Origin of the sequence: Streptomyces sp. NPDC050145 (assembly GCF_044460245.1) — a bacterium.
GTDB lineage: Bacteria > Actinomycetota > Actinomycetes > Streptomycetales > Streptomycetaceae > Streptomyces.
The window spans coordinates 210,192-235,829 of record NZ_JBITJS010000010.1 but is presented as its reverse complement, the minus strand read 5'-3'; the positions used below and the strand labels follow the sequence as shown (position 1 = coordinate 235,829).

27 protein-coding genes are annotated in these 25,638 nt (G+C 72.5%); 12 read left to right on the top strand and 15 right to left on the bottom strand.

Going from position 1 to position 25,638, the window contains the following annotated elements; genetic code table 11:
• The first annotated feature begins 338 nt into the window (after window positions 1–338).
• On the top strand, window positions 339–1,469 hold the full coding sequence (locus tag ACIBTU_RS21740) for a magnesium and cobalt transport protein CorA (RefSeq protein ID WP_399127949.1): 1,131 nt from the start codon (window positions 339–341) through the stop codon (window positions 1,467–1,469).
• A gap of 74 nt (window positions 1,470–1,543) precedes the next feature.
• On the top strand, window positions 1,544–2,059 hold the full coding sequence (locus tag ACIBTU_RS21735) for a hypothetical protein (protein WP_399127948.1): 516 nt from the start codon (window positions 1,544–1,546) through the stop codon (window positions 2,057–2,059).
• A 12-nt stretch (window positions 2,060–2,071) separates the two neighbouring features.
• Here the strand turns inward: ACIBTU_RS21735 and ACIBTU_RS21730 are convergent, their stop codons facing one another.
• Window positions 2,072–2,833, bottom strand: coding sequence for a hypothetical protein (locus ACIBTU_RS21730; protein WP_399127947.1), 762 nt, complete (start codon window positions 2,831–2,833; stop codon window positions 2,072–2,074).
• 195 nt (window positions 2,834–3,028) lie between these two features.
• Here ACIBTU_RS21730 and ACIBTU_RS21725 point away from each other — a divergent pair, with 195 nt between their 5' ends.
• From ACIBTU_RS21725 to ACIBTU_RS21715, 3 genes are read left to right on the top strand one after another with little or no spacing between them, the layout of a single operon-like run.
• Window positions 3,029–4,315, top strand: a complete 1,287-nt coding sequence (locus ACIBTU_RS21725; protein WP_399127946.1) for a magnesium transporter MgtE N-terminal domain-containing protein — start codon at window positions 3,029–3,031, stop codon at window positions 4,313–4,315.
• Window positions 4,296–4,862 (top strand): DUF1003 domain-containing protein, encoded by a 567-nt coding sequence (locus tag ACIBTU_RS21720; RefSeq protein WP_399127945.1) that lies wholly within the window; start codon window positions 4,296–4,298, stop codon window positions 4,860–4,862. The genes ACIBTU_RS21725 and ACIBTU_RS21720 overlap by 20 nt, the downstream gene beginning before the upstream one ends.
• Window positions 4,863–4,906: 44 nt before the next feature.
• Window positions 4,907–6,040: an Mrp/NBP35 family ATP-binding protein gene (locus ACIBTU_RS21715; protein WP_399127944.1), complete on the top strand. Its 1,134-nt coding sequence runs from the start codon at window positions 4,907–4,909 to the stop codon at window positions 6,038–6,040.
• A 49-nt stretch (window positions 6,041–6,089) separates the two neighbouring features.
• Here the strand turns inward: ACIBTU_RS21715 and ACIBTU_RS21710 are convergent, their stop codons facing one another.
• From ACIBTU_RS21710 to sigE, 5 genes are all read right to left on the bottom strand, one after another.
• Window positions 6,090–6,746 carry a hypothetical protein gene (locus tag ACIBTU_RS21710; RefSeq protein WP_399127943.1) on the bottom strand — a complete coding sequence of 219 codons (657 nt, stop codon included), beginning with the start codon at window positions 6,744–6,746 and terminating at the stop codon, window positions 6,090–6,092.
• 128 nt (window positions 6,747–6,874) lie between these two features.
• Window positions 6,875–7,345, bottom strand: coding sequence for a sec-independent translocase (locus ACIBTU_RS21705; protein WP_399127942.1), 471 nt, complete (start codon window positions 7,343–7,345; stop codon window positions 6,875–6,877).
• A 154-nt stretch (window positions 7,346–7,499) separates the two neighbouring features.
• On the bottom strand, window positions 7,500–9,257 hold the full coding sequence (locus ACIBTU_RS21700) for a trypsin-like peptidase domain-containing protein (protein ID WP_399127941.1): 1,758 nt from the start codon (window positions 9,255–9,257) through the stop codon (window positions 7,500–7,502).
• 779 nt (window positions 9,258–10,036) lie between these two features.
• On the bottom strand, window positions 10,037–11,029 hold the full coding sequence (locus tag ACIBTU_RS21695) for a zf-HC2 domain-containing protein (protein WP_399127940.1): 993 nt from the start codon (window positions 11,027–11,029) through the stop codon (window positions 10,037–10,039).
• On the bottom strand, window positions 11,026–11,802 hold the full coding sequence (gene sigE, locus ACIBTU_RS21690; protein ID WP_399127938.1) for an RNA polymerase sigma factor SigE: 777 nt from the start codon (window positions 11,800–11,802) through the stop codon (window positions 11,026–11,028). The genes ACIBTU_RS21695 and sigE overlap by 4 nt, the downstream gene beginning before the upstream one ends.
• A gap of 81 nt (window positions 11,803–11,883) precedes the next feature.
• Between sigE and ACIBTU_RS21685 the strand changes: the two genes are divergently transcribed.
• Window positions 11,884–12,657: an O-methyltransferase gene (locus ACIBTU_RS21685; RefSeq protein ID WP_399127937.1), complete on the top strand. Its 774-nt coding sequence runs from the start codon at window positions 11,884–11,886 to the stop codon at window positions 12,655–12,657.
• A 292-nt stretch (window positions 12,658–12,949) separates the two neighbouring features.
• On the opposite strand, the gene ACIBTU_RS21680 is transcribed toward ACIBTU_RS21685, so the two are convergent.
• Window positions 12,950–13,117, bottom strand: a complete 168-nt coding sequence (locus ACIBTU_RS21680; RefSeq protein ID WP_003966491.1) for a DUF3117 domain-containing protein — start codon at window positions 13,115–13,117, stop codon at window positions 12,950–12,952.
• Window positions 13,118–13,444: 327 nt separating this feature from the next.
• On the opposite strand from ACIBTU_RS21680, the gene ACIBTU_RS21675 reads away from it, so the two are divergent.
• A complete protein-coding gene (locus tag ACIBTU_RS21675; protein WP_399127936.1) occupies window positions 13,445–14,248 on the top strand; it encodes an enoyl-CoA hydratase/isomerase family protein in 804 nt (267 codons plus the stop codon).
• Between the two features lie 12 nt (window positions 14,249–14,260).
• On the opposite strand, the gene ACIBTU_RS21670 is transcribed toward ACIBTU_RS21675, so the two are convergent.
• Together ACIBTU_RS21670 and ACIBTU_RS21665 are read right to left on the bottom strand one after the other, a co-directional pair.
• Window positions 14,261–14,863 carry a DNA-3-methyladenine glycosylase I gene (locus tag ACIBTU_RS21670; protein ID WP_399127935.1) on the bottom strand — a complete coding sequence of 201 codons (603 nt, stop codon included), beginning with the start codon at window positions 14,861–14,863 and terminating at the stop codon, window positions 14,261–14,263.
• Window positions 14,860–15,252 (bottom strand): DivIVA domain-containing protein, encoded by a 393-nt coding sequence (locus ACIBTU_RS21665; RefSeq protein ID WP_399127934.1) that lies wholly within the window; start codon window positions 15,250–15,252, stop codon window positions 14,860–14,862. Before ACIBTU_RS21665 ends, ACIBTU_RS21670 begins: the two co-directional genes overlap by 4 nt.
• Window positions 15,253–15,398: 146 nt before the next feature.
• Between ACIBTU_RS21665 and folP the strand changes: the two genes are divergently transcribed.
• Window positions 15,399–16,259: a dihydropteroate synthase gene (folP, locus tag ACIBTU_RS21660; RefSeq protein WP_399127933.1), complete on the top strand. Its 861-nt coding sequence runs from the start codon at window positions 15,399–15,401 to the stop codon at window positions 16,257–16,259.
• A 16-nt stretch (window positions 16,260–16,275) separates the two neighbouring features.
• Here the strand turns inward: folP and ACIBTU_RS21655 are convergent, their stop codons facing one another.
• The gene (locus ACIBTU_RS21655; protein WP_188337027.1) at window positions 16,276–17,025 is read right to left on the bottom strand and encodes a TIGR00730 family Rossman fold protein; all 750 of its coding nucleotides are present in this window, start codon (window positions 17,023–17,025) and stop codon (window positions 16,276–16,278) included.
• A 125-nt stretch (window positions 17,026–17,150) separates the two neighbouring features.
• Window positions 17,151–18,233, bottom strand: coding sequence for a succinyl-diaminopimelate desuccinylase (gene dapE, locus ACIBTU_RS21650; protein WP_399127932.1), 1,083 nt, complete (start codon window positions 18,231–18,233; stop codon window positions 17,151–17,153).
• 98 nt (window positions 18,234–18,331) lie between these two features.
• On the opposite strand from dapE, the gene ACIBTU_RS21645 reads away from it, so the two are divergent.
• Together ACIBTU_RS21645 and ACIBTU_RS21640 are read left to right on the top strand one after the other, a co-directional pair.
• Window positions 18,332–19,279, top strand: a complete 948-nt coding sequence (locus ACIBTU_RS21645) for a heavy metal transporter (protein WP_399127931.1) — start codon at window positions 18,332–18,334, stop codon at window positions 19,277–19,279.
• A 362-nt stretch (window positions 19,280–19,641) separates the two neighbouring features.
• Window positions 19,642–20,085, top strand: coding sequence for an ATP-binding protein (locus ACIBTU_RS21640; protein ID WP_399127930.1), 444 nt, complete (start codon window positions 19,642–19,644; stop codon window positions 20,083–20,085).
• Window positions 20,086–20,191: 106 nt separating this feature from the next.
• On the opposite strand, the gene ACIBTU_RS21635 is transcribed toward ACIBTU_RS21640, so the two are convergent.
• On the bottom strand, window positions 20,192–21,286 hold the full coding sequence (locus ACIBTU_RS21635) for a bifunctional succinyldiaminopimelate transaminase/glutamate-prephenate aminotransferase (RefSeq protein ID WP_399127929.1): 1,095 nt from the start codon (window positions 21,284–21,286) through the stop codon (window positions 20,192–20,194).
• Window positions 21,287–21,417: 131 nt separating this feature from the next.
• A complete protein-coding gene (gene fdxA, locus ACIBTU_RS21630) occupies window positions 21,418–21,738 on the bottom strand; it encodes a ferredoxin (protein ID WP_161301852.1) in 321 nt (106 codons plus the stop codon).
• Between the two features lie 140 nt (window positions 21,739–21,878).
• Between fdxA and ACIBTU_RS21625 the strand changes: the two genes are divergently transcribed.
• Together ACIBTU_RS21625 and ACIBTU_RS21620 are read left to right on the top strand one after the other, a co-directional pair.
• On the top strand, window positions 21,879–22,895 hold the full coding sequence (locus ACIBTU_RS21625; RefSeq protein WP_399127928.1) for a GNAT family N-acetyltransferase: 1,017 nt from the start codon (window positions 21,879–21,881) through the stop codon (window positions 22,893–22,895).
• Window positions 22,892–23,713, top strand: a complete 822-nt coding sequence (locus tag ACIBTU_RS21620) for a tetratricopeptide repeat protein (protein WP_399127927.1) — start codon at window positions 22,892–22,894, stop codon at window positions 23,711–23,713. The genes ACIBTU_RS21625 and ACIBTU_RS21620 overlap by 4 nt, the downstream gene beginning before the upstream one ends.
• Before the next feature lie 137 nt (window positions 23,714–23,850).
• On the opposite strand, the gene ACIBTU_RS21615 is transcribed toward ACIBTU_RS21620, so the two are convergent.
• Window positions 23,851–24,471, bottom strand: coding sequence for a response regulator (locus ACIBTU_RS21615; RefSeq protein WP_399128066.1), 621 nt, complete (start codon window positions 24,469–24,471; stop codon window positions 23,851–23,853).
• Window positions 24,472–24,473: 2 nt separating this feature from the next.
• A complete protein-coding gene (locus ACIBTU_RS21610) occupies window positions 24,474–25,634 on the bottom strand; it encodes a histidine kinase (protein ID WP_399128065.1) in 1,161 nt (386 codons plus the stop codon).
• Window positions 25,635–25,638 lie beyond the last annotated feature (4 nt).

The window sequence follows — 25,638 nt, the reverse complement described above, 5'->3', positions numbered from 1 at the left end:
ACGGGGGACCGGCCGGAGGAGGTGGGGCTGTCATGGATCGAAGTCGATCGTGCAGTACCACCCGTTCTTCCGGCCGCTAGGCCCGCATCTCCTTTCGCAGTCCGCACAGGCAGCCGTCCGTGCTGCCCCGCGTCCTGTCGCGTGCGCCGGAAGAGCGCTTCGTTCCCACCTGATCTTTCCGATCGCACCGATCTGAGTCAGTAAGCGAAGCCGCCCCCGCTCATGGTGCGGTGCTACCCGCTTTGTGGACGTGCAGCATGTCCGTCGGCCAGGACGTCCTCATTCCGGGTGGTTCCACCCGTAGCCGCAGCGGCTCCCTTTCGCGAAGGAGCCTGCCCATGTCGATGATTCGCGACCTGCGCGCCGCCGTCCGCCCCTCGCTGCGCAAGAGCGTGGCCCCGTACGGGAACGAGGTGCGCTCCTCGTACGACCCGACCCGCGACCCGTCGGCCGTCACGGCCGTGGTCGACTGCGCCGTCTACCGGGACGGCGCGCGCGTCGAGTCCGGTGAGTGCCTCACCCCGAGCGAGGCCCGCCGCCGGGTGCGCCGTGACGGCGGCTTCGCCTGGATCGGCCTGCACGAGCCGACCGAGGCCGAGTTCGCCGGGATCGCCGCCGAGTTCGGGCTGCACCCGCTCGCCGTCGAGGACGCCGTGCACGCCCACCAGCGGCCCAAGCTGGAGCGCTACGACGACACCCTGTTCGCCGTCTTCAAGACCATCCACTACGTCGAGCACGCCGAACTCACCGCGACCAGCGAGATCGTGGAGACCGGCGAGGTCATGTGCTTCACCGGACGGGACTTCTTCATCACCGTCCGGCACGGCGGCCAGGGCTCGCTGCGTGCCCTGCGCCACCGCCTCCAGGACGACCCGGAGCTGCTGTCCAAGGGCCCGAGCGCCGTCCTGCACGCCATCGCCGACCATGTCGTCGACGGCTATCTCGCGGTGGCCGACGCGATGCAGGACGACATCGACGAGGTCGAGACGGACGTCTTCTCGCAGACCGGCAAGGGCTCGCCGCGCGGCACCGACGCGGGCCGCATCTACCAGCTCAAGCGCGAGGTCCTGGAGTTCAAGCGGGCCGTCGCGCCGCTGCGCCGCCCGCTCGCACTGCTCAGCGAGCGGCCGATGCGGCTCATCGACCCCGACATCCAGAAGTACTTCCGTGACGTCGCCGACCACCTGGAGCGCGTCCAGGAGCAGGTCATCGGCTTCGACGAACTGCTCAACTCGATCCTCCAGGCCAACCTCGCGCAGGCCTCCGTCGCGCAGAACGAGGACATGCGCAAGATCACCTCGTGGGCGGCGATCATCGCCGTGCCGACGATGGTGTGCGGGGTCTACGGGATGAACTTCGACCACATGCCGGAGCTGCACTGGCGGTTCGGCTATCCGATGGTGCTGGCCCTCATCGGCGGCATGTGCTTCGGGATCCACCGCACCCTGAAGCGCAACGGCTGGCTGTAGCCAGGGCGTGTCCGCAAGGTCCCGCCTGTCGGGCGGACGACGGGACCTTGCGGACACGCCCTAGGCTTCTGGGCATGACGACTGCTGAACTGCTCGATGCCGCCCTCGTCGAGGAGGCCACGAAGAAGTCCGGGCTCATCTGGGTCCGGGGCGCCTCGGGGACGGAGCGTGCCCTGTGGCACGTGTGGCACGAGGGCGCGGCGCTGGTGGTCGGCGACGGTCCCGGCGAGCAGCCGCTGCCGGGCCTCGACGACGGCTCCGCGGCCGTCGTCACGGTCCGCAGCAAGGACAAGGGCGGCCGGCTCGTCGGCTGGCAGGCGTCGGTCGTCCCGCTGACTCCGGGTACGGACGCCTGGGAGGCGGCCGTCGGCGAGCTGAAGGGCAAGCGGCTGAACGCGCCGGACGCCGAGACGATGACCGAGCGCTGGGCCCGCGAGTGCCGGGTGCTGCGCCTGGAGCCGGCCGGCGGCGCGCCCGTCCCGGTCGCCGACGGCTCGCTCGCCGCGCCGCCCGTGCCGACCCCGGCGACGACGCGGAACCCGGCCCCGGCGGGTCTGCCGAAGCTGCTGGCCCGGCGCAAGCGGCGCTGACCCTCCCGGTGCTCAGGAGGACGGCAGCGCCTGGCCGTAGTCCACGGTGTCGGCGTCGTCCGGCTCGCTGAGCTCGAAGCCCTTGCCCCACTCGGTCAGCTTGAGCGAGCCCGCGCCGCCGGCCCGCTCCAGGCGCAGCGGGTACGCCGTGCCCTCCAGGGAGACGTCGAGGGTGCCGCCCGCGCCCTTGTCGCCGCTCAGCTCGACGGTGCGGACCCCGTCGGCGACGCCCCGGTCGCCCTTGGCGAGGGTGCCGTGCAGGGTGAGCAGCCCGTCGAGCAGCACCTCCTTGTCGGTGAAGGTGCTCAGCTGTTTGTACGCGGGGTCGCCCGAGGGCACCTTCACGTACTTGCCGTCGAGCTTCGCCGCCGCCGTGTCGCCGCCGTGCGCGGTCTTGCCTTCGTCCGAGTGCGTCCAGAAGGCGGCGCTCGCCTTGAGGAAGAGGTGCTCGTCGACCCGCAGCAGCTGGAACGTGCCGTCCTTCGTGGTCACCGACCCGGTGCCGCCGTCGTCCTTGAGCCGCATGTCGAGCTTGTAGGTCCGGCCGCCGACGACCACCGAACCGGAGACGTGCACGGTGTCCGCGCCCTGGGCGGCCTTGAGCGTGCGGCTCTGGATCTTCTTCGCCGAGAGCTTGCCGACCCCGTTGGTCCCCGCGTCCGGGTCCTGCTCGTCGCCGCCGCACGCGGTGAGCCCGGCCACGAGCCCCGCGGTGAGCAGTCCAGCCAGCAGGAGCCGGCGGCGGGGACGACGGGGCAGGGGGTGTGCGGTCACGGGCGGGACCACCTCTCGTGGGGCAAGGGGGGTGCGGCGGTGGGCAGGACGGCAGCGTACCGGTGCCATCTGCGAGGACTTCCCCAGCCCCTGACCCCGGGCGGCGCAAAGGCGCCGTCGACCGGCTCGGGCTAGCCTGATCACCAGATTGCTCGTATGTACGCACAGGCAGGTACGAAAGGGAGGCGGGGTGACATGGCCGCAGGCGCTCCCCGTATCTTCGTCTCGCACCTGGCCGGCGTCGCCGTCTTCGATCCGAACGGCGACCAGGTCGGCCGGGTGCGCGACCTCGTGGCGATGCTCCGGGTGAGCCGCCGGCCGCCCCGGCTGCTCGGGCTCGTCGTCGAACTGTCCACGCGCCGCCGCATCTTCCTGCCCATGACCCGGGTCACCGGCATCGAGTCGGGCCAGATCATCACGACGGGCGTGCTCAACGTGCGGCGCTTCGAGCAGCGGCCCACCGAGCGGCTCGTGCTCGGCGAGATGCTCGACCGGGTGGTGCGCCTGGTGGAGACCGGCGAGGACGTCACCGTCCTCGACGTGGCGATCCAGCAGTTGCCCGCGCGCCGCGACTGGGAGGTCGACCGGGTCTTCGTCCGCAAGGGCAAGGCCGGCGCCTTCCGGCGGAACAAGGGCGAGACGCTCACCGTCGACTGGTCCGCCGTCGACGGCTTCTCCCTGGAGGAGCACGGGCAGGGCGCGGAGAGCCTGCTGGCCACGTTCGAGCAGTTGCGCCCCGCCGACCTGGCGAACGTGCTGCACCACCTCTCGGCGAAGCGCCGTGCCGAGGTCGCCGCCGCGCTGACGAACGAGCGGCTCGCCGACGTCCTGGAAGAGCTCCCCGAGGACGACCAGATCGAGATCCTCGGCAAGCTGAAGGAGGAGCGCGCCGCCGACGTCCTGGAGGAGATGGACCCGGACGACGCCGCCGACCTGCTCAGCGAGCTGCCCGAGGAGGACAAGGAGCGCCTCCTCGCCCTGATGCAGCCGAGCGACGCGGCCGACGTGCGGCGTCTGATGGCGTACGAGGAGCGGACCGCGGGCGGTCTGATGACGACCGAGCCGATCGTGCTGCGCCCCGACGCGACGGTCGCCGACGCCCTCGCCCGCGTCCGCAACCCGGACCTGTCCCCCGCGCTCGCCGCGCAGGTCTACGTCTGCCGGCCGCCGGACGAGACACCGACCGGCAAGTACCTCGGCACCATCCACTTCCAGCGCCTGCTGCGCGACCCCCCGTACACGCTGGTCAGCGCGGTCCTCGACGACGACCTGCAGGCGCTCGCCCCGGACGCGCAGCTGCCGGAGATCGCCGGGTTCTTCGCCACGTACGACATGGTGGCGGCGCCCGTCGTCGACGAGGGCGGCTCGCTGCTCGGCGCGGTCACCGTGGACGACGTCCTCGATCACATGCTCCCCGACGACTGGCGCGAGCAGGAGTTCCACCTGGCCGGGGAGGTGAACCATGGCGACGGAGGAGCGTGAGCGGGAGCGGACCGGGGAGACCCGGCGCCCGCGCATCCGGCTCGACCAGCCGCGCCCGCCCCGGCGCAAGCTGCTTCCGGAGTACGACCCGGAGGCCTTCGGGCGGCTGTCCGAGCGCATCGCCCGCTTCCTGGGCACCGGGCGGTTCATCGTCTGGATGACGATCCTGATCATCGCGTGGGTCGCGTGGAACATCGCGGCGCCCCGGGATCTGCGCTTCGACCAGTACCCGTTCATCTTCCTGACGCTGATGCTGTCGCTGCAGGCCTCCTACGCGGCCCCGCTGATCCTGCTCGCGCAGAACCGGCAGGACGACCGCGACCGCGTCAACCTCGAACAGGACCGCAAGCAGAACGAGCGCTCGATCGCCGACACCGAGTATCTGAGCCGTGAGATGGCCTCGCTGCGGATCGGCCTGGGCGAGGTCGCCACCCGCGACTGGATCCGTTCCGAGCTGCAGGACCTCCTCAAAGAGCTGGAGGAGCAGCGGCACAGCGCCGCGCTCCCGGGCGAGCGCGAACGCGGACGTGACGTAGACGACCGCTGACGGGGCTTTCCGTGCCCCGGTTACCGCGCCGTACTATCGACCGTATGGCTACGGAAGACGCGGTGCGCGAGGCACTCGCGACAGTGAACGACCCCGAGATCCAGCGCCCCATCACCGAACTGGGGATGGTCAAATCGGTGGACATCGGTGCGGACGGAGTCGTCGCGGTCACCGTGTACCTGACCGTGTCGGGCTGCCCGATGCGCTCCACGATCGAGAACAACGTGCGGGACGCGGTCGCCCGCGTCGACGGCGTGACCCGGGTCGACGTCACCCTCGACGTGATGAGCGACGAGCAGCGCAAGGAGCTGGCGAACGCGCTGCGCGGCGGCACCGCCGAGCGTGAGGTGCCCTTCGCCAAGCCCGGCTCGCTGACCCGTGTCTACGCGGTGGCGTCGGGCAAGGGCGGCGTCGGCAAGTCCTCCGTGACCGTGAACCTGGCGGCGGCGATGGCCGCCGACGGCCTGAAGGTCGGCGTCGTCGACGCGGACATCTACGGCCACTCCGTCCCGCGCATGCTCGGCGCCGACGGCAAGCCCACCCAGGTCGAGAACATGATCATGCCGCCGTCGGCGAACGGCGTGAAGGTCATCTCGATCGGCATGTTCACCCCGGGCAACGCGCCGGTGGTGTGGCGCGGCCCGATGCTGCACCGCGCGCTGCAGCAGTTCCTCGCGGACGTGTTCTGGGGCGACCTGGACGTGCTGCTCCTGGACCTGCCGCCGGGCACCGGTGACATCGCGATCTCGGTCGCGCAGCTGGTTCCGAACGCGGAGATCCTCGTGGTGACGACGCCTCAGCAGGCCGCCGCCGAGGTCGCCGAGCGGGCCGGTTCCATCGCGGTCCAGACGCACCAGAAGATCGTGGGCGTCGTCGAGAACATGTCGGGGCTGCCCTGCCCGCACTGCGACGAGATGGTCGACGTGTTCGGCACGGGCGGCGGTCAGCTGGTCGCCGACGGGCTGACGAAGACGACCGGGACGAACGTGCCGGTGCTCGGCTCCATCCCGATCGACGTGCGGCTGCGCGAGGGCGGCGACGAGGGCAAGCCCGTCGTGCTCTCCGACCCGGACTCCCCGGCCGGCTCCGCGCTGCGGGCCATCGCCGACAAGCTCGGCGGCCGCCAGCGCGGTCTGTCGGGTCTGTCGCTGGGCATCACCCCGCGCAACAAGTTCTGAGCATCCCCTCCGGCCGCGTCCTCCACGGGGTGCGGCCGGAGCACGGGCGTCAGCCCAGCTCGGCGATGTCCTTCACGGTGGAGAAGCCGAGCCCGTACGCGCTCATGCCGCGTCCGTACGCGCCGAGGTGGACGCCCGCCTGCGTGGACCCGGCGAGCACCCAGCCGAACTCGGACTCGCGGTAGTGGAACGGCGTGGGCGTCCCGTCCACGGGCAGCATGAGCGTCGCCCAGTCCTCGGAGTCCAGGTCGTCGGCGAGCACCCAGGCCGTCTCGGTCTGCTGGTCCAGCCAGTCGTCGCGCAGGGTGTGGTCCATCTGGCCGGGCCAGGTGTAGGAGAGCAGCCCGACTCCGGCGAGCCAGGCGGCCGAGGACACCGAGGTGGCCTCCAGGACGCCCGTGCCGTCGGGGCTGCGCCGTACGGGGTTGGCGGCGACGGTCACCACGACCGCGAACCGCTCCGTGTCCTGCGTGCCCTCGCTGCGTACCGAGGGCTCGTCACCGTGCCCGATCGAGCCGTGCTCGACGGAACCGTCCGCCGAGGTGCCGACCTGCATCAGCCAGCGCGGTCCGGTGAAGGCCTCGTCGAGGCCGTACCAGGGGAACGGCGCCTGCAGGTAGCCGTCGACCGTGCGCCGGGCCGCGGGAACCTGCTCGGTCCCCTCGCCGGCCGGCGCCTGCGCGCCCACCCGACTGGTCGTCTCCATGCGGCCGCCTCCTCGTTCTCGTACGGACCGGCGGCCCGCCCCCCACGGGCGTTCTCACGTCCGGTCCGCGCAACAACAAGGCAGGATGCCACACCGGGTCCCTCGGGCCCGGTTGCAGGCGGGGTGGTTCAGGTCGCGTCGGAGTCGAACGGGGGCGGATCACCGGCGCCCTGGGGGCGCTCGGTCTCGGGCCGCTTCTGCATGTCGACGCGGCCGCCGGAGGTGCCGGCGGAGGTGCCGGCGGAGCCGGACGCGGTGCCCACCTCGTCCACTTCGGCCACGGTGGAGACCGCCTCGGAGACCTCGGCCATCTCCTTCTTCAGGTCGAAGCCGTTGCGGATCTCCTTGAGGCCCATGTCGTCGCTGTCCAGCTGCTTGCGGATGAACGTCTTGGGGTTCAGGTCCTCGAACTCGAAGTCCTTGAACTCGGGGCCCAGTTCCTCACGGATGTCCTGCTTCGCACTGTCCGAGAACTCGCGGATCTTGCGTATCGTGCGCGCGACGTCCTGGATGACCTGCGGCAGTTTGTCGGGGCCGAAGACCAACACGGCCAGCACGACCAGCGCCATGACCTCCGGTAGGCCAATGTCGTTGAACACCTTGCACTCCTAGCGTGTCCTCGGCCCGCGGTCGTCTTCAGCAGCAGGTCTTCGGCTGGGTCCGGCACGGACCGGGTCCACGGTACCCGGCGACCCTGTCCGTCCGGTAGCCACCGGGCGACGAGCAGGATCACCGGGAGCGCCCGATCGTGGGTCAGTCGCCGTCGGCGGAGCCGAGGACGAGCGTCACCTTGCGCGGCTTCCCGTCCCGTTCGACCGTCAGGTCCAGTTTGTCCTTCGGGCGGTGCGAGCGGACCTTGACGATCAGCTCCTCGCCGGAGTGCACGCGGGTACCGTCCACCTCGGTGATCACGTCGCCCGGCTCGATGCCCGCCTTGGCGCCGGGGCCGCCGGTGGTGACCGCCGGGCCGCCGCCGTTGCCCTTCGTGCCGACGCGGGCGCCGTCGCCGTCGTAGTCCATGTCGAGGGTGACGCCGATCACGGGGTGGGTGGCCTTGCCGGTGTTGATCAGCTCCTCGGCCACGCGCTTGGCCTGGTTGATCGGGATCGCGAAGCCCAGGCCGATCGAGCCCGCCTGGGCGCCCTCCTGCTCGGAGCCGCCGTCGGCGCCGCGGATGGCGCTGTTGATGCCGATGACGCGGGCCCGCGAGTCGACCAGCGGGCCGCCCGAGTTGCCGGGGTTTATCGGGGCGTCGGTCTGCAGGGCGTCGACGTAGCTGACGTCGGAGCCGTCGCCGCCGGCGGTGATCGGGCGCTCCTTGGCGCTGATGATCCCGGAGGTGACCGTGTTGGCCAGGTCGAAGGGGGCGCCGATGGCGACGACGGGGTCGCCCACCTGAACGTTCTCCGAGTTGCCGAGGCGCAGGGGCTTGAGGCCGCTGACGCCCTTCACCCTGATGACGGCCAGGTCGTAGCCGCTGTCGTGGCCGACGACCTCGGCATCGGCGGACTCGCCTCCGGCGAATGTGACTGATATCTCACCGGCGGGGCCCGCCGGTTGGACCACGTGGTTGTTCGTCAGGATGTGGCCCTGCTGGTCGAGGACGAACCCGGTGCCGGTGCCCTGCTCGGTGTCGCCCTTGGTGTGGATCGTGACGACGCCGGGCAGCGCGGTGGCCGCGATGCCCGCGACGCTGCCGGGGTCCCGGTGCGCCGACTCGGGGCCCGCCTGCGGCAGCTCGATGTCGGTCCCGCCGGTGCGCTCCAGGTACGAGCCGACGGCGCCGCCGATCCCGCCCGCCACCAGTGCGATCACCGCGGCCCCGATCACCAGCACGCGCCGCCCCTTCCGCTTCCGGCGCCTCTCCTCGTCCGCGACGGCCACCGCGGACCCACCCCAGGGCTCATGCTGCTGCCAGGGACCCGCCGCCAGAACGGGAACGGCGGCCTGCACCTGCGCCTGAACGGGGGCCGGGACGGGCTGCGGCTGCTGGTTCTGGGCGGAGTGTGGGTGGGGCTGCTGAGGCTGGGTCGGGTGCGGGGGCTGCTGGTTCTGGGCGGAGTGCGGCTGGGGCTGGCCCGCCTGCGGGTGCGGCTGCTGGCTCTGGGCCGGGTGCGGGTGGGCGGCGTCGCTCGGGGTTCCGTGGGCCGGAGTGGCCATCGGGTGCTGAACGGGCGGCGCGAGCGCCCAGGGCCCGGGCTCCCCGTAGGGCGGCGTGCTGTACGGGTCCGGATCGTGCAGCGGCCGGGGCGCGGCCCCGTCGGCGGCGACCGGCGACTCGGCGCGAGCCGCGGATCCGGCACCGGGCAGGACAGGCTCAGCGCCGGAGGCGGCAGCCTCGGCAACGGGCGGAGCCCACTCCTCGGCCGGTGCGCCGTGTCCGTCGGATCCCCCAACGGCCGCCTCGGCGACAGGGTGCTCCGCGGACGCGGCTACGGGTGCGACGGGCGGGGGCCACTCACCGGCGGGCGCGCCCTGGCTGCCGGTGCCGGGAGCCGGCGACTCGGCCACGGGCTCGCTGGAGCCGACGTGGGAGGCAGGTGCGGCGGTGGAAGGCTCACCGGAGGCGGGCGACCCGGTGACGGGCTCGGCCGCGGCAGGTGCGGCGGCACTGGGCTCGGGCGACTCCGTGACGGGCTCGCCGGAGGTGGGCGGCTCGGTGACCGGCGACCCAGTGACGGGCTCGGCCGGGGCAGGTGCGGCGGCAACCGGCGGGGGCCACTCATCGGCAGGCCCACCCTGAGCGGCGGTACCGGGCGCGGGCGACTCCGCGACAGGCTCACCGGAGGTGGACGACCCGGGGGCGACTGACTCAGTGACCGGCGGCCCTGCGACGGGCTCGGCCGGAGCAGGTGCGGCGGCAACCGGCGGGGGCCACTCATCGGCAGGCCCACCCTGACCGGCGGTACCAGGCTCCGGCGACTCCGCGACAGGCTCACCGGAGGTGGGCGGCTCGGTGACCGGCGACCCAGTGACGGGCTCGGCCGGGGCAGGTGCGGCGGCAAGCGGCGGGGGCCACTCATCGGCAGGCACGCCCTGACCGGCGGTACCAGGCTCCGGCGACTCCGCGACGGGGTCACCGGAGGTGCTCGCCGGGGCCGGGAGGTGCCAGTCGCCGTCGTCCGTGGTCGCCGCGTCCCCCGTGCTCGGTCGGGGGCGGCTCCACCACTTGGCCTTCGTGGGCTTGCCCTCGTCCATGTCTCGCTGTTCTCCCCACACCGGGCCCCCGGCACCACACCGCGGGCTCCCGTGGATTCAACCAGGTTCGGCGGCCCCGGCGCAGGGGGCTGTCAGCGGGTCGCGGACGGGCGGGACAACCGCGGGCCCATCGACGCGGGGAGCGCGGCCAGTTCGGCCGGGGTCCCCGTCGTCGCCTCCCGCACCTCGGACGGCCCGTGGGTCGGTGTGTGCGTGGGCAGGGCCACGGAGAGCACGGGGACGGGTGCGGCGGGGCGTATGAGGGGCGTCGTGCGGGGCGAGCCGGACAGCAGCGGCGACGTCGCGTACGGGACCACCGCGGTGCCGTGGCCGCCGCCGGGGAGCAGCGGCGCCCCCGCCTCGATCGGCGAGACCGGTGCGGCGAGTGCTCCGCCGCCCTGCCCGGAGGACAGCGGTGACGTGGAGCGCCGCCGCTGGGCCTCGGAGGACGGGGTCGCCCCCGTGGTCTGGCTGCGCAGCGGGGTGACATTGCTGCCGGAGCCACCACGGGTGTCCGCGGTGTCGGCCGGGGTGCCGGCCGACACCCCGCCGAGGGCGAGCGCGGCGAGCGACACCGCACCGGCGGCGGCGAAGGCGAACCGGCGTCCGCGCGAGGCCCGGTCCGCGTCGGGCCGCCCGACCTCGTGGATGCGGAAGCCGCGCTGCTCGCTGGGGAACACGGCGGCGTGCGCGCCGGACGGCGCGTACGCGAACGCCTCGGCGTCTACGTCGAAGACTCCCTGGCCGAATCCCCGGACCGCGCCGAGGGGCCGGCCCGCGCCGAAGCCTCCGCCGCCGAAGGGGGTGCTTCCGGTGTCGCCGTCAGCACCCCCGGGCAACCCCTGGAGGCGGGCGAGGAAACTTTCGGAGGGCGGCGGCGGTGCGGTCTGCGCGAAGACGCTCTTGAGGCGGCGCTGGGCGTCGGCCTCGGTCTTGCACCGCGGACAGGTGGCCAGGTGCGCGAGGACGCGCTCACGGGCATCGTGGTTCAGCTCGCCGTCGACCAGGGCGGCCAGCCGGTCCCCGAGATGCTCGTCGGCCGCGGTCTGCCGGCGCTCGGCAGGATTGAGACGTGATCCACTCACGCGGGCGCGCCCCCTCCACCGAGGACGGGGACACCCGTGCCGGCGAGCGAACGACGCTCCGCGCGGGCCTCCGGTGAACGGTGCTTGAGCGCCTTGCGCAGCTGCGAGCGGCCGCGGTGGATCCGGCTGCGGACCGTGCCGAGCTTCACGCCCAGGGTCGCGGCGATCTCCTCGTAGGAGAGCCCCTCGATGTCGCACAGGACGACGGCGGCGCGGAACTCGGGCGCGAGCGTGTCGAGGGCCTGCTGCACGTCGGCGTCGAAGTGCGCGTCGTTGAAGACCTGCTGCGGCGACGGGTCGCGGCTGGGCAGGCGCTCGGCGGCGTCGTCCCCGAGGGAGTCGAAGCGGATGCGCTGCTTGCGGCGGACCATGTCCAGGAACAGGTTCGTCGTGATGCGGTGGAGCCAGCCCTCGAAGGTGCCCGGCGTGTACGTCGACAGCGAGCGGAAGACGCGGACGAAGACCTCCTGAGTGAGATCCTCGGCGTCGTGCTGATTGCCGGTCAGGCGGTAAGCGAGCCGGTAGACCCGGCCGCTGTGCGTGCTGACGATCTCCTCCCAGGTGGGCGGAGTCCACGCCTTGGATTCCGCATCAGCGGCAAAGGTCGCGGTCTGCTGCGCGGAGTCGACGGTGCGGATTCGGTCAGCGGTGTCGGTCACGGATTTCGGCTCACCTGACGACCTGAGAAAGCGCCGAAGCACTCCTCCCCGATCCACAGGCGCAGCCGCACCTCCCCTGTCGGCTCTGGTGGTGTCCAGTGGAGCCCCTACCATAGCCACCTCGCCCGTTAGCTCCGGATAAGCGTTTTTACTCAGATTTGCCACTCGGTCCGCGGGGGCCGATCCGGCCTCCGGATGTGTCGCTGTGACCACGCGCTGTCCCCCGCTTCTCCCCACTCTTTCCCCCTGCCCTTCCAAACGCCCGGTCCCATCTGCGAGTTCCCGCCACCAACGGATAAAGTCACGCGCAGGCAACCACGGGGACAGGAGAGGGCCATTACCGGCAACCGGCAGACGAGCTGGGCGTTCGCCGACGCCTTTGTCGCCGAGGACGACGCGACCCGCTGGGCCCGCGACCGCGCCCGCGAGGCGGGACTGCGGTCGGTGTCCCCGGGCGCGGGCGCGGCGCTGCGGATGCTCGCCGCCACGGTGGAGGCCAAGGCCGTCGCCGAGATCGGTACGGGCACGGGCGTGTCCGGAATCCATCTGTTGCACGGGATGCGGCCGGACGGCGTACTCACGACGGTGGATCCGGAGCCGGAGCGGCAGCAGTTCGCCCGGCAGGCGTTCCGGGCGGCCGGCTTCGCCAGCAACCGGGCCCGGTTCATCCCCGGGCGGGCGCTCGACGTGCTGCCGCGGCTCGCCGACAGCGGGTACGACCTCGTCTTCTGCGACGGGGACCGGATGGAGAGTCTGGAGTACCTCGCTGAATCGTTGCGCCTGCTGCGGCCCGGGGGGCTCGTCTGCTTCGAGGGGGTCTTCTCCGACGGGCGGACCGTGGACTCGGGGCCGCAGCCGGTCGAAGTGGTGCGCGTGCGGGAGTTGCTCCGCGCGGTTCGGGAGTCCTCCGAGCTGGTGTCCTCGTTGCTGCCGGTCGGGGACGGGTTGCTCTGCGCCGTGAAGCGCTGACCCTGGCGGGGCCGGCGGGGTTTCGCCTCATCGCCGTGGCGGTCTTGCCGGTTCGCGGGTGTGGGTGTCGTCGTGGTTGGTCGCGCCCCGCGGCGGAGCCGCTGATAGATACAGCCCCGCGCCCTGCGGCGGAGCCGCTGATCGGGTACGGCCCCGCGCCCCCGAAGGCACACTCCGTGCGCCTTAAAACCGCGCTGACCTGGGCCTCAGTCGTGCAGCTGCAGGTGGATACACGACTGCCCCGGCACCGAATGTGTGCCGGGGCAGTCGAAAAGGTATGGTCGCTTCCGCGTCAGCCGACGACCTTCTTCAGGGCATCGCCGAGGGCATCCGCCTCGTCGGGCGTCAGCTCCACTACGAGTCGACCGCCGCCTTCGAGCGGAACGCGCATGACGATGCCCCGCCCCTCCTTGGTCACCTCGAGCGGGCCGTCACCCGTTCGCGGCTTCATGGCCGCCATGCTCGTTCCCCTTCCTGAAACCAGCTCATCGTCAGCCGACGGCCCTCTGAACGGGCACACGTCACCGGCATCGAACACATTGCTTCCAGGCCATTATCCCGCATGGCGACACCCGATGACCAACATCAGTCGGCATCGCTTGCGCAACGCACTTGACCAAAACCACCCAATTCGGCGATGTGACTGCGATACTTCGCGCCTTCCACGGCCTCCGGGGGACAGATTTGTTTGACGCAGGTCACACACCGGGGGTGCTCCAAGCGTCGTGATCTCCGTCATGCTGAGCACGGAGACTAAGCGATCGCATAGGCGCAGAGGAGGGGTCCCATGGCGGACACCGTGCTGTACGAGGTGAGCGACGGACTCGCGACGATCACGATCAATCGCCCCGAGGCGATGAACGCGATGAACACCGAGGCCAAGGTCGCCCTCCGCGACGCGGCGCAGGCGGCCGCGGCCGACCCGGAGGTGCGGGCGGTGCTGCTGACGGCGTCCGGGGACCGGGCGTTCTGCACGGGGCAGGACCTCAAGGAGCACCTCGCGTCGCTCGCGGCGGACCGGGAGAGCGGCGAGGGCCGCACCATGAGCACGGTGCGCGAGCACTACAACCCGATCGTGCGGGCGCTGACGCAGATGCCCAAGCCGGTCGTGGCGGCGGTGAACGGTGTGGCGGCGGGTGCCGGTTTCGGTTTCGCGCTGTGTGCGGACTACCGGATCGTCGCGGACACGGCGTCGTTCACGACGGCGTTCGCCGGTGTCGGGCTGACCGCCGACTCTGGCATCTCGTGGACGCTGCCGCGGCTGATCGGGGCCGGTCGCGCCGCCGACCTGCTGCTCTTCCCGCGCAGCCTCAAGGCGCAGGAGGCGTACGAGCTGGGGATCGCGAACCGGATCGTGCCGGGCGCCGAGCTCGCCGAGGAGGCGCTCAAGGTGGCCCGCAAGCTCGCCGGCGGGCCGACGGTCGCGTACGCCGCGCTGAAGGAGTCCCTCGCGTTCGGCGCGGGGCACTCGCTCGACGAGACGCTGGAGAAGGAGGACGAGCTGCAGGCGCGGGCCGGCGCCTCCGAGGACCACGTCATCGGTGTCCAGGCGTTCGTCGCCAAGGAGAAGGCGAAGTACGTCGGGCGCTGACCCTGCCCGGGCTCAGGCGCGCGGTGCGGTCGTGCGGACCCAGCAGTCGGCGAGGTGGTCGTCGACCAGGCCGCACGCCTGCATCAGCGCGTAGGCCGTGGTGGGGCCGACGAAGCGCACGCCGCGCTTCTTCAGGTCCTTGGCCAGGGCCTTCGACTCGTCGGTGATCGCCGGGACCTCGCTCAGGGAGCGGGGTCCCTTCCTCTTCCGGCCGGTGGGGGCGTGCGACCAGATGAGGCGCTCCAGCTCGCCGGCTTCCCATTCCGCGAGCACGCGCGCGTTGGCCAGCGTCGCGTCGATCTTGGCGCGATTGCGGATGATCCCCGCGTCGGCCAGCAGGCGCTCGCGGTCGGTGTCCGTGAACCGGGCGACCTCCGCGATCTTGAAGCCGGCGAACGCGGCGCGGAAGCCCTCGCGGCGGCGCAGGATCGTGATCCAGGACAGGCCGGACTGGAAGGCCTCCAGGGTGAGCCGCTCGAAGAACGCGTCGTCGCCGCGCACCTCACGGCCCCACTCCTCGTCGTGGTACGCCATGTAGTCCTCGGAGGCCACGGCCCAGGGGCAGCGCAGCTTGCCGTCGGGTCCGGCGACGGCGCCGGTGACGGGCGTGCTCATCGCGGGTCCTCCCCCGGCTCGGTGCCGAATCCGCCGGGCGGCGCGAAGCCGCCGTGGCCGGGGTGCCCGTCCTGCGGGCCCGGCCGCGTGTGGGCGGTGGCGAGGGCCGACTCCAGCTCGGTGATGCGGGCGTCGCGCTCGGCGAGCTCCGCGCCCAGTCTGTTCAGCGCGTCGTCGACCTCCGCCATGCGGTAGCCGCGCACCGCCGTCGGGAGGCGCAGCGCCTCGACGTCCGCGCGGGCCACCGGACGGTCCTGCGGCAGCGGGTCCGCGTAGAACTGGGACGGCGCGTCGCGCAGCGTGCCGCCGTCGCCCCCGCCGAGGACGGCGAGGGTCACCGCGCCGACGACCACGACCAGCGCGACGACCAGAAACAAGAACATGAGCATCCGTGGGGTCCCCTGGCTCGACCGGTGGCTCGGTCGGGCCGGTGTGGATCCGGCCCGAAACCGTCAGGGTCCGATCGTGCCATGCCGCACTGACAGTTAAGGTCGCAGGCGACCGATCAAGTGGGATCCAGAGGAGAGTCACAGGGATGCTCAGGCTGGGCAGGCGCGAGTTCGCCGCCGACGAGCCGGTGATCATGGCGATCGTGAACCGGACCCCCGACTCCTTCTACGACCAGGGCGCCACGTTCCGGGACGAGCCGGCGCTCGCCCGGGTCGAGCAGGCGATCGCCGAGGGCGCCGAGATCGTGGACATCGGCGGGGTGAAGGCGGGCCCCGGCGAGGAGGTCGACGCCGACGAGGAGGCGCGGCGGACCGTCGGCTTCGTGGCCGAGGTGCGGCGGCGCTTCCCGGACGTGATCATCAGCGTCGACACCTGGCGGCACGAGGTCGGCGAGGCCGTCTGCGCGGCGGGTGCCGATCTGCTCAACGACGCGTGGGGCGGTGTCGATCCGAAGCTGGCCGAGGTGGCCGCGCGCCACCAGGTCGGGATCGTGTGCACGCACGCGGGCGGCGCGGAGCCGCGCACGCGGCCGCACCGGGTCGGCTACGAGGACGTGATGGCGGACATCCTGGACGTGACGGTGGGGCTCGCCGAGCGGGCCGTCGCGCTGGGCGTGCCGCGCGAGTCGGTGCTGATCGATCCGGGGCACGACTTCGGGAAGAACACCCGGCACTCGCTGGAGGCGACGCGGCGGCTCCCGGAGATGGTGGAGACGGGCTGGCCGGTGCTCGTCTCGCTGTCCAACAAGGACTTCGTGGGCGAGACCCTGGACCGGCCGGTCAAGGAGCGGGTGATCGGGACGCTGGCGACGACGGCGGTGTCGGCGTGGCTGGGGGCTCAGGTCTACCGTGTGCACGAGGTCGCGGAGACCCGGCAGGTGCTCGACATGGTGGCGTCCATCGCGGGGCACCGGCCCCCGGCGGTCGCCCGCCGGGGACTGGCCTGACCCTCAACGCGGCGGACTACTTCCCGGTCTCCTTGGTGACCAGGGTGATCGCCTCCTCCACGTCGTCCGTGACGTGGAACAGGAGCAGGTCGGCCTCGCCGGCCTTGCCCTGGGCGATCACCGTGTTCTTCAGCCAGTCGACCAGCCCGCTCCAGTACTGCGTGCCGAACAGGACGATCGGGAAGCGCGTCACCTTCGTGGTCTGCACGAGGGTGAGCGCCTCGAAGAGCTCGTCCAGGGTGCCGAGGCCGCCCGGCAGCACCACGAAGCCCTGCGCGTACTTGACGAACATCGTCTTGCGGACGAAGAAGTAGCGGAAGTTCAGGCCCAGATCGACGTACTGGTTGAGGCCCTGCTCGAAGGGCAGCTCGATGCCGAGGCCGACCGAGATGCCCTTGGCCTCCACGGCGCCCTGGTTGGCCGCCTGCATGGCGCCCGGGCCACCGCCCGTGATGACGGCGAAGCCGGCCTCGACCAGGGCCCGGCCGATGGCCACGCCCGACGCGTACTCCGGCGAGTCCTCGGGGGTGCGCGCGGAACCGAAGACGCTGATCGCGGGCGGCAGTTCGGCCAGGGTGCCGAACCCTTCGATGAACTCGGACTGAATGCGCAGGACCCGCCAGGGGTCGGTGTGCACCCAGCCCGAGGGGCCCTCCGTGTCGAGCAGACGCTGGTCGCTCGTCCCTGGCTGCACCTGGTCGCGCCTGCGGACCACAGGCCCTGTCAGCTGCTCCTTGGGACGCCGCTTGCCCTCCGGGTTGCTCATCGCCTGCTCCCTTCCTGCGTGGTGGACACGCCCTTACGTAGAGCAAGGGTAGGTCTACGCGGGTTACAGGGGCGGGGCCACGCCGTATCGGGGCGAGGTCCGTTCAGCGAGGCGTCGGGTCCGTGTCAGGGAGCGGTCAGCCAGGACGCGAGCACCTTCTCGGCCTCCAGGATGAGGGCCGTGTCGACGCGCTCGTCGATCTTGTGGGCGTAGATCGGGTTGCCCGGTCCGAAGTTGACCGCGGGGACGCCGAGGGCGCTGAAGCGGGAGACGTCGGTCCAGCCGAACTTGGGGCGCGGCTCGCCTCCGACGGCGGCCAGGAACGCGGCCGCGGCGGGGTGGGTGAGGCCGGGCCGGGCGCCGCCCGTGTGGTCGTCGACGACGAACTCCTCGATGGGGCAGTCGGCGAAGAAGTCACGGACGAACTGCTCGGCCTCCTCCATCGAGCGGTCCGGCGCGTAGCGGAAGTTGACCGTGACGGCGCACGCGTCGGGGATCACGTTCGTGGCGACGTAGCCCTCGATGCGGACCGCGTTGAGGCCCTCGTGGAACTCCAGGCCGTCCACGACCGGCTTGCGCGGCTCGTAGGCGGCCAGCTTCTCCAGGACGGGCGCGGCGGCGTGGATCGCGTTCTTTCCCATCCACGCGCGCGCGGAGTGGGCGCGCTCGCCCTTCACCTTGAGGATGACGCGCAGGGTGCCCTGGCAGCCGCCCTCGACGAGGCCCTCGGTGCCCTCCAGGAGGATCGCGAAGTCACCTGCGAGCCAGTCGGGGTGGGCGTCGGCCACATGCCCGAGTCCGTTGAGGTGTGCGGCCACCTCTTCGTTGTCGTAGAAGACGAACGTGAGGTCGCGGTTGGGCTCCCTGACCGTCTGCGCGATGCGCAGCTGGACCGCGACGCCGGACTTCATGTCGCTGGTGCCGCAGCCCCACAGGGTGCCGTCCGGGTCGAGACGGGACGGCACGTTGTCCGCGATCGGGACCGTGTCGATGTGGCCGGCGAGGATCACGCGCTCGGCGCGGCCGAGGTTCGTACGGGCCACCACGTTGTTCCCGTACCGGTCGACCTGGAGGTGCGGCAGGGCGCGCAGGGCGGCCTCGACGGCGTCGGCGAGCTCTTTCTCGCTGCCGCTGGGCGAGGGGAAGTCGACCAGCTGGGCGGTGAGGCGGGCGGCGTCCTGGGTGAGGTCGAGCGCGGTGCGGTCCATGCCGCCGAGCCTATCCCGGAGGCTCTGAGGGCAGGCTCCCGCGGGCCCGCACGGCAGGCTCCCGTGGGGCTGTCGGAGGGCTCCAGTACCTTGGACGCGTGCCTGAGCCCCGTGTTCCCTTCCGGCGCGCCCGCCTCCTGCGGCTGGGCGCCGCCGCCGTCGTGCTGCTCGCGGTGGCGACGTACGTGGCGGTGCAGTACGCGACCGGCGGCCGGACCACGCCGAAGTGCGTGGTGGTGTCGGCGAACGGGGACGGGGCGAGCTACGAGTTCACGGCGGAGCAGGCGGTGAACGCGGCGACGATCTCGGCCGTCGGCACCTCGCGCGGGATGCCGGAGCGGGCCGTCACGATCGCGCTGGCGACGTCCCTGCAGGAGTCCGGGCTGCGGAACATCGACTACGGCGACCGGGACTCCCTGGGCCTGTTCCAGCAGCGGCCCTCGGAGGGCTGGGGCACGGCCGCCCAGATCATGGACCCGGGGTACGCGGCGGACCGGTTCTACGAGCATCTCGCGAAGATCCCCGGGTACTCGCGGCTGCCCCTGACGGTGGCCGCGCAGCGGGTGCAGCGCAGTGGCTATCCGCAGGCGTACGCCAAGCACGAGCCGGACGCGACGCTCCTGTCCGCCGCGCTGACCGGCCGGGCCGCGGCCTCGCTGACCTGTGAGGGCCGGCCGGGCGGCGCCGAGGCGGTGCGCTCCGGCGACCCCGCGCGCGTGAAGGCCGCGCTGGTGCGGGACTTCGGCAAGGACCTGGCGCCGGTCGCGGACCGCGAGGGACGGTCGGTACGGGTGCCGGTGGCGACGGTGCTGGACGCGGCGGAGGGCGGCGACCGGCAGCGCGGCTGGGAGCTGGCGCAGTGGGCCGTGGCCAACTCCTCGGCCCTGCGCATCGAGCGGGTCTCCTACGCGGGGCGCGAGTGGGCCGCGGGCAAGAACGGCGGCGCGTGGCGCCGGGCGGCGAAGGAGAAGGAGAAGGCCCAGGGCTCCGCTCCGGCCGGTTCGACGCCCCGTGCGGGCGAGGTCCGGATCGTCACCGGGCAGTAAGACCCGGGGCCCCGGCCATCGAGGCGCCCCTGATCGCCGTCGGGCAGTCGTGCGAAGGGTCACCCGGTGGAGGGGTGCCGGGGGTTCGGGGCGAACGGTCGGGCGAAACATCTCGATCGGGTGGCGGAGGCGCGTCGGAGGGCCGGGCGGGCAAGGGGCGTAAGGGTTCTGCACAGGGTTTTCGCCGGGACACGACAAGCGGCTAATGCCCGATTTCATCCCCAGCCGATAATGCGACGCATTGCCAACCCTTTATGTCGCCGACCCGCAACCTTCCTGGGCCCTGGGGCGGTTGTCACGGCGTCCGAGCACGCCGCAGGGCGGGCCGGACGGCCAGAGTCCTCTCCCGTAGAAGGAGCATCATGTCCCTCCCCCTGACCCGTCGGATCGCCCGTGCCGCCCTGCTCGTGGCGGCGGGAGCGGCGCCCGTGGTCGGTGCGGCCGGTGCCGCGAGCGCCGCGCCCCTCCCGGCCACGACCGACCTGGGCGGCGTGACCGCGCTGGACGGCGCGCACCTGGGTGAGACGGTGGACGGCGCCGCGCAGAACGCCACGGGCGTCGCGGGCAGCACCGGTGGCAAGGCCGTGAAGAAGACCGTCCCCGCCGCGGGCAAGACGGTCGGCAAGAGCGCGAAGACCGCCACCCCGGCGGCGCAGAAGGCGGCGGGCGACCTCGCGGGCAGCGCCGGTGACGTCGTCGGCGACACGGCCGGCTCGGCGACCAAGGGCGGTCTGCCGACCGACGCCGTGACCAAGGGCGGACTGCCGACCGGCCAGCTGCCGACCGGCGGTCTGCCGATCGGCTGAGGCCCGGCCCTTACGGGGCCAGACCGGTGACCGGGTGTGGGGAGCTCGCCTGTGGCGGCTCCCCACACCCCGTTCCCGTACGACCGTTCCTGTGGGAACGAAGGGGTCAGGCCAGGCGGGAGACGGCCGCCGCGACGCGCTCGTCGGTGGCAGTCAGCGCCACCCGCACGAACTGCTCCCCGGCCGCGCCGTAGAAGTCGCCGGGCGCCACGAGGATGCCGAGCTCGGCGAGGTGCGCGACCGTGTCCCAGCAGGACTCACCGCGGGTCGCCCACAGGTAGAGGCTGGCCTCGCTGTGCTCGATGCGGAAACCGTGGGCCTCCAGGGCGGCGCGCAGCCGGTCGCGGCGGGCCGCGTAGCGGGCGCGCTGCTCCTGGACGTGCTGGTCGTCGCCGAGGGCGGCCACGACGGCGGCCTGGGTCGGCGCGGAGGTCATCATGCCGCCGTGCTTGCGGATCTCGAGGAGCTCGCCGAGGACCGCCGCGTCACCGGCGAGGAACGCCGCCCGGTACCCCGCGAGGTTGGACCGCTTGGACAGCGAGTGGACGGTGACCAGGCCCTCGTAGGAGCCGCCGTTGACGTCCGGGTGCAGGACCGAGACGGGGTCGGCCTCCCAGCCCAGCTCGATGTAGCACTCGTCGGAGAAGACGAGGATGCCGTGCTCGCGGGCCCAGGCCACGATCCGGGTGAGCTCGTCCTTGGACAGGACGCGACCGGTCGGGTTCGACGGGGAGTTGAGCCAGAGGAGCTTGACGCCCTCGGGGTCGAGCTCGGTCGGGTCGTCGTACGCCACGTAGTCGGCACGGGCCAGGCGGGCGCCGACCTCGTACGTCGGGTAGGCCAGGCGCGGGTAGGCGACCTTGTCGCCCGGGCCGAGGCCCAGCTGCGTCGGGAGCCAGGCCACGAGCTCCTTGGAGCCGACGACCGGCAGGACGTTGCGGTGCGTGAAGTCGCGGGCGCCGAGGCGGCGCTCGCACCAGGAGACCAGCGCGTCACGCAGCTCGGGCGTGCCCCAGACCGTCGGGTAGCCGGGCGAGTCGGAGGCTCCGGCCAGCGCCTTCTGGATCAGCTCCGGCACCGGGTCCACGGGCGTGCCCACGGAGAGGTCGACGATGCCGCCGGGGTGCGCCGCGGCCGTCTTCTTGTACGGCTCCAGCTTGTCCCAGGGGAAGGTGGGGAGGCGGTCGGAGACTGCGGACACCGGGCGGCTCACTTCTCTCTCGGAACGGACTCAGTACCGGTGAGTACCGGGTTCGGAAAACAGCCCGGTCCCGTACGGCTGACGAAGCCGTACGGGACCGGGGCCGTGCGCATGCGTACCGCTGACCGACGTCAGCCGTTCTGCGGCGGCAGTGCGGCGATGAACGGGTGGTCCTTCTCGATCAGGCCCATCTTCGAGGCACCACCGGGCGAACCGAGCTCGTCGAAGAACTCGACGTTCGCCTTGTAGTAGTCCTTCCACTCCTCAGGAGTGTCGTCCTCGTAGAAGATCGCCTCGACCGGGCAGACCGGCTCACAGGCACCACAGTCGACGCATTCGTCCGGGTGGATGTACAAGGACCGGGAGCCCTCGTAGATGCAGTCGACCGGGCACTCCTCGATGCACGCCTTGTCCTTGACGTCGACACAAGGCTGCGCGATGACGTAGGTCACGCTGTCGTTCCTCCTCGATAGGGCGCTGGCGGGCCTCCACAGGCTCCGCCGCCTGGCGCGCGGGAGCGCGGCGTCGTCGATGCCCGCCTCTAGTATCTCCGTTCCTGGGCATGATCCGAACAGGAGGGGTGGACCGAGCTGTGGAATTCACTGCGGGCGGACGGCTCGAGGTTCGCTTGAACCTGTCTGACGTGGGAAAACGCGTGTCTGTACGACGGGTGACGGAGGACGGTCCCGCGGGTCGGAAGTTCACCGACACCGTCGGGGTTCTCACATCGTGGGACGACGGTGTGCTGCACATCACACGACGGGGTGGTGAGAGCGTGCGCATCGAGGAGTCGACGCTGGTCGCGGGCAAGGTCGTGCCCGCCGAACCCGCCCGCCGCCGCGGCCCCGCCGCCACGTATCCGGAGCTCGCCCGGGTCGCCTCGCGCGCCTGGCAGCCGCTGGAGAGCGAGCGCCTCGGCGACTGGGAGCTGCGCGCCGCCGAGGGCTTCACCCGACGCGCGAACTCTGTGCTGCCGTTGGGCGACCCCGGCCTCCCTCTCGACGAGGCCCTCGCCCACGTACGGAATTGGTACGCGTCCCGCGGCCTGCCCGCCTACGCCCAGACGGCAACCGGGGCGCGCGGCACACAGGAGTCGCTCTGCGCGGAACTGGAGGCGCGGGGCTGGGTGCGGGAGGTCAGCGCGGAGCTGCGGATCGCCTCGCTGGCACCGATCGGGGACGCGGTGGACGCGGCCGGTCTCGGGGACCGGGTGACGCTCACGCGCGCGCCGCACGAGGCGTGGCTGGCCCGGTACCAGCGCAAGGGCACGAGCGAGGTCGCGCTGAAAGTGCTCGGCGCCGGGCCCTCCGTGTGGTTCGCGACGGTGCCCGGCGAGGGCGGGGTGCCGGCGGCGATCGGGCGGTGCGTGGTCGACGGGCGGTGGGCCGGGTTCGCGGCGGTCGAGGTGGCCCCGGAGCGGCGCCGTGAGGGTCTCGGAACGCTGGTGATGGCGGCGCTGGCCCGGCAGGCGCTCGACGAGGGCGCGTCGGCGGCGTGGCTTCAGGTCGAGGCGGAGAACGCGGGGGCGCGGGCGCTGTACGACGGGCTGGGCTTCGGCACGCATCACGCCTACCACCACTACCGGGCGCCGGAGGCGGACGGGCGATGACCAGCGAGGTGCGCCGCAGGTTCGCCGAGGAGGCGCGGGCCGAACGACCCGATCTGGCGCTGCTGTGCCTGCTGGTCGCCGCGGAGGCGGATCCCGGGCTCGACGAGGCCGGGATGGACGCCGTGCAGATCGAACTGGACGAGCTGGCCGGGCAGTTGCCGTTCCGGCCGGGCGGGCCGCGGTCCTGGGCCCTGGCGCTGGGCGAGCTGCTGGGGGCCCGGCTCGGCTTCCACGGTGTGCCCGGCGACTACCAGCGGCTGGACTCCTCGCTGCTGCACGCGGTGATGCGGCGGCGGCGCGGGCTGCCGATCCTGCTGTCGGTGGTGTGGCTGGAGGTGGCGCGGCGGGCCGGGGCGCCGGTGTACGGGGTGGCGCTGCCGGGGCATTTCGTGGTCGGGTTCGGGACGCCGGAGGAACAGGTGCTGGCGGATCCGTTCGCGGCGGGGCGGGTACTGAGCGGGGCGGACGCGGAGCTGCTCGTCGTCGGGGCGACCGGGGCGCCGCTGGAGGGGTCGATGCTGCGGCCCGCCGATCCGGTGGAGATCGTGCTGCGGATCCTCAACAACGTGCGGGCGTGGGCGGCGGCGCGCCCCGAGCACTCCGACGTGTCCCTGTGGGCGGTGGAACTGTCCCTGCTGCTCCCCTCGCATCCGGCGCGGCTGCGCTACGAGCGGGCCCAACTGCTGGTCCGGCGCGGAGAGTTCGTGTCCGGCGCCGTCGAACTGGACGCCTACGCGGAGGTCCTCGGGGCGGTCGACGACGCGGCGGCGGAACTGGTACGGGGCCAGGCCCGGGCGGCCCGCGCGATGATGAACTGAGCCGTGCGGGGGCGGCTTGCCGCCGGGTGCGCGTCTCGTTCCGGCCGCAGCACCGCCGTAGGGGCCGAGGTGCATCGCCGGCCTTCTCACCGCCGTGGCCGATCGCGCAGTTCCCCGCGCCCCTGGCGGGGCGTGGCTCACAGCCAGCCCTTCTCCCTCGCCACCCTTACCGCCTCCGCCCTGTTGCGGACTGCCAGTTTTTGGATGGTGGTGGAGAGGTAGTTGCGGATCGTGCCCTGGGAGAGGTTCAGGGCTTGGGCGAGTTCCGCGTTGGTGCGGCCGTCGGCGGCCTCGCGGAGGACCTCGCGTTCGCGGTCCGTCAGGGGGTTGGCGCCTTCGGCGAGGGCGGCGGCGGCCAGGACCGGGTCGATGACGCGTTCGCCGCGCAGGACCGTGCGGACGGCCTCGGCGAGCTGGGCGGCGGGGGCGTCCTTGACGAGGAACGCGTCGGCGCCCGCCTCCATCGCACTGCGCAGGTAGCCGGGGCGGCCGAAGGTCGTCAGGACGATCAGCTTCACGTCCGGGAGGGCGGCGTGGAGTTGCGCGGCCGCCTCGATGCCGGTGCAGCCGGGCATCTCGATGTCGAGCAGCGCCACGTCCACGGTGTGCGCGCGGGCCGCCGCGAGGACCTCGTCGCCGCGGGCGACCTGCACGACGACCTCGATGTCCGGCTCCAGGCCGAGGAGCGCCGCGAGGGCCTCGCGCACCATCGACTGGTCCTCGGCGAGCAGCACCCTGATCGTCGTGTCGTTCCGCATGATCATGCGGCGGATCCTACGGAGGCCGCGGGGACCCGGGCCACCAGCAGGAAGCCGCGCCCAGCCGCCGGGCCGGTGTCGAGGGTGCCGCCGACGGCCCCGACGCGTTCGGTGAGGCCGGTGAGGCCGTTGCCGGGCGGGGCGCCGGAGGGTCCGGCGCCGTCGTCCTCGACCGTCAGCTCGACGACCGGCCCGGCGAGGGTCTCGCGCCGCACGAGGTGGACGAGACAGCGCCGGGCGCCGCTGTGCCGTACGACGTTGGTGACGGCCTCGCGCAGGGTCCAGGCGAGCACCGACTCCTGGGTCTCGGGCAGGTCGGGGCCGGTGGAGGGGACCTCGGCGGCGATGCCGGCGGCGGTCAGCGCGGCCTGGGCGCCCGCGAGTTCGGCGGCGAGCCGGGGGCGCCGGTAGCCGGTGACGGCCTCGCGGACGTCGACGAGGGCCTGCCGGCTGACCTTCTCGATGTCGGCGACCTGGTCGGCCGCCTTGTCGGGGTGGTCGGGCAGCATCCGGCCGGCCAGTTCGCTCTTGAGCGTGATGAGGGACAGGGAGTGGCCGAGCAGGTCGTGCAGGTCCCGGGCGAGCCGCAGCCGCTCCTCGTTGGCCGCGAGCTGGGCGACCCGCGCGCGGGCCTCGCGCAGCTCCCTCGTGGTCCGCACGAGCTGGCGCACGCCGGTCATGGAGAAGCCGCCGAGCAGCGCGGGCACGACCAGGCCGAGTTCGGGCCCGTCGTCCAGGTATGCGGCGATGGCGACCATGAGGCCGGTGGTCACGAGGATCGCGATGCGGGAGACGCGGATCGGGAGCACGGCCCCGCAGGCCACGGCCACGTAGACGAAGAGGACGAGCCAGGGTGCGCCCAGGGTGAGGGAGAGGGTCACGGCGCCGGCCGTCAGGGCGGTCAGGGCGCCGGGCACGATCGCGCCGATCACCGGCCAGTTGGTGTGCCGGAAGACCAGGGTCACGTAGGTGAGGGTGAACAGGATCAGGCCGGTCCAGCCGAGGACGGTGCCGGTGGCGGCGTGGTGGTGGTCGAGCAGGTCGGAGACCGGCGCGCCCATGAAGATCAGCCACATGCCGATCCAGAGCAGCTTCACGAAGAACTCGCGGCGGTTCTCGGGCGGTTGCCCGACCTTGGGGAGCCGCCCGCTCACCGCGTCCATGTCG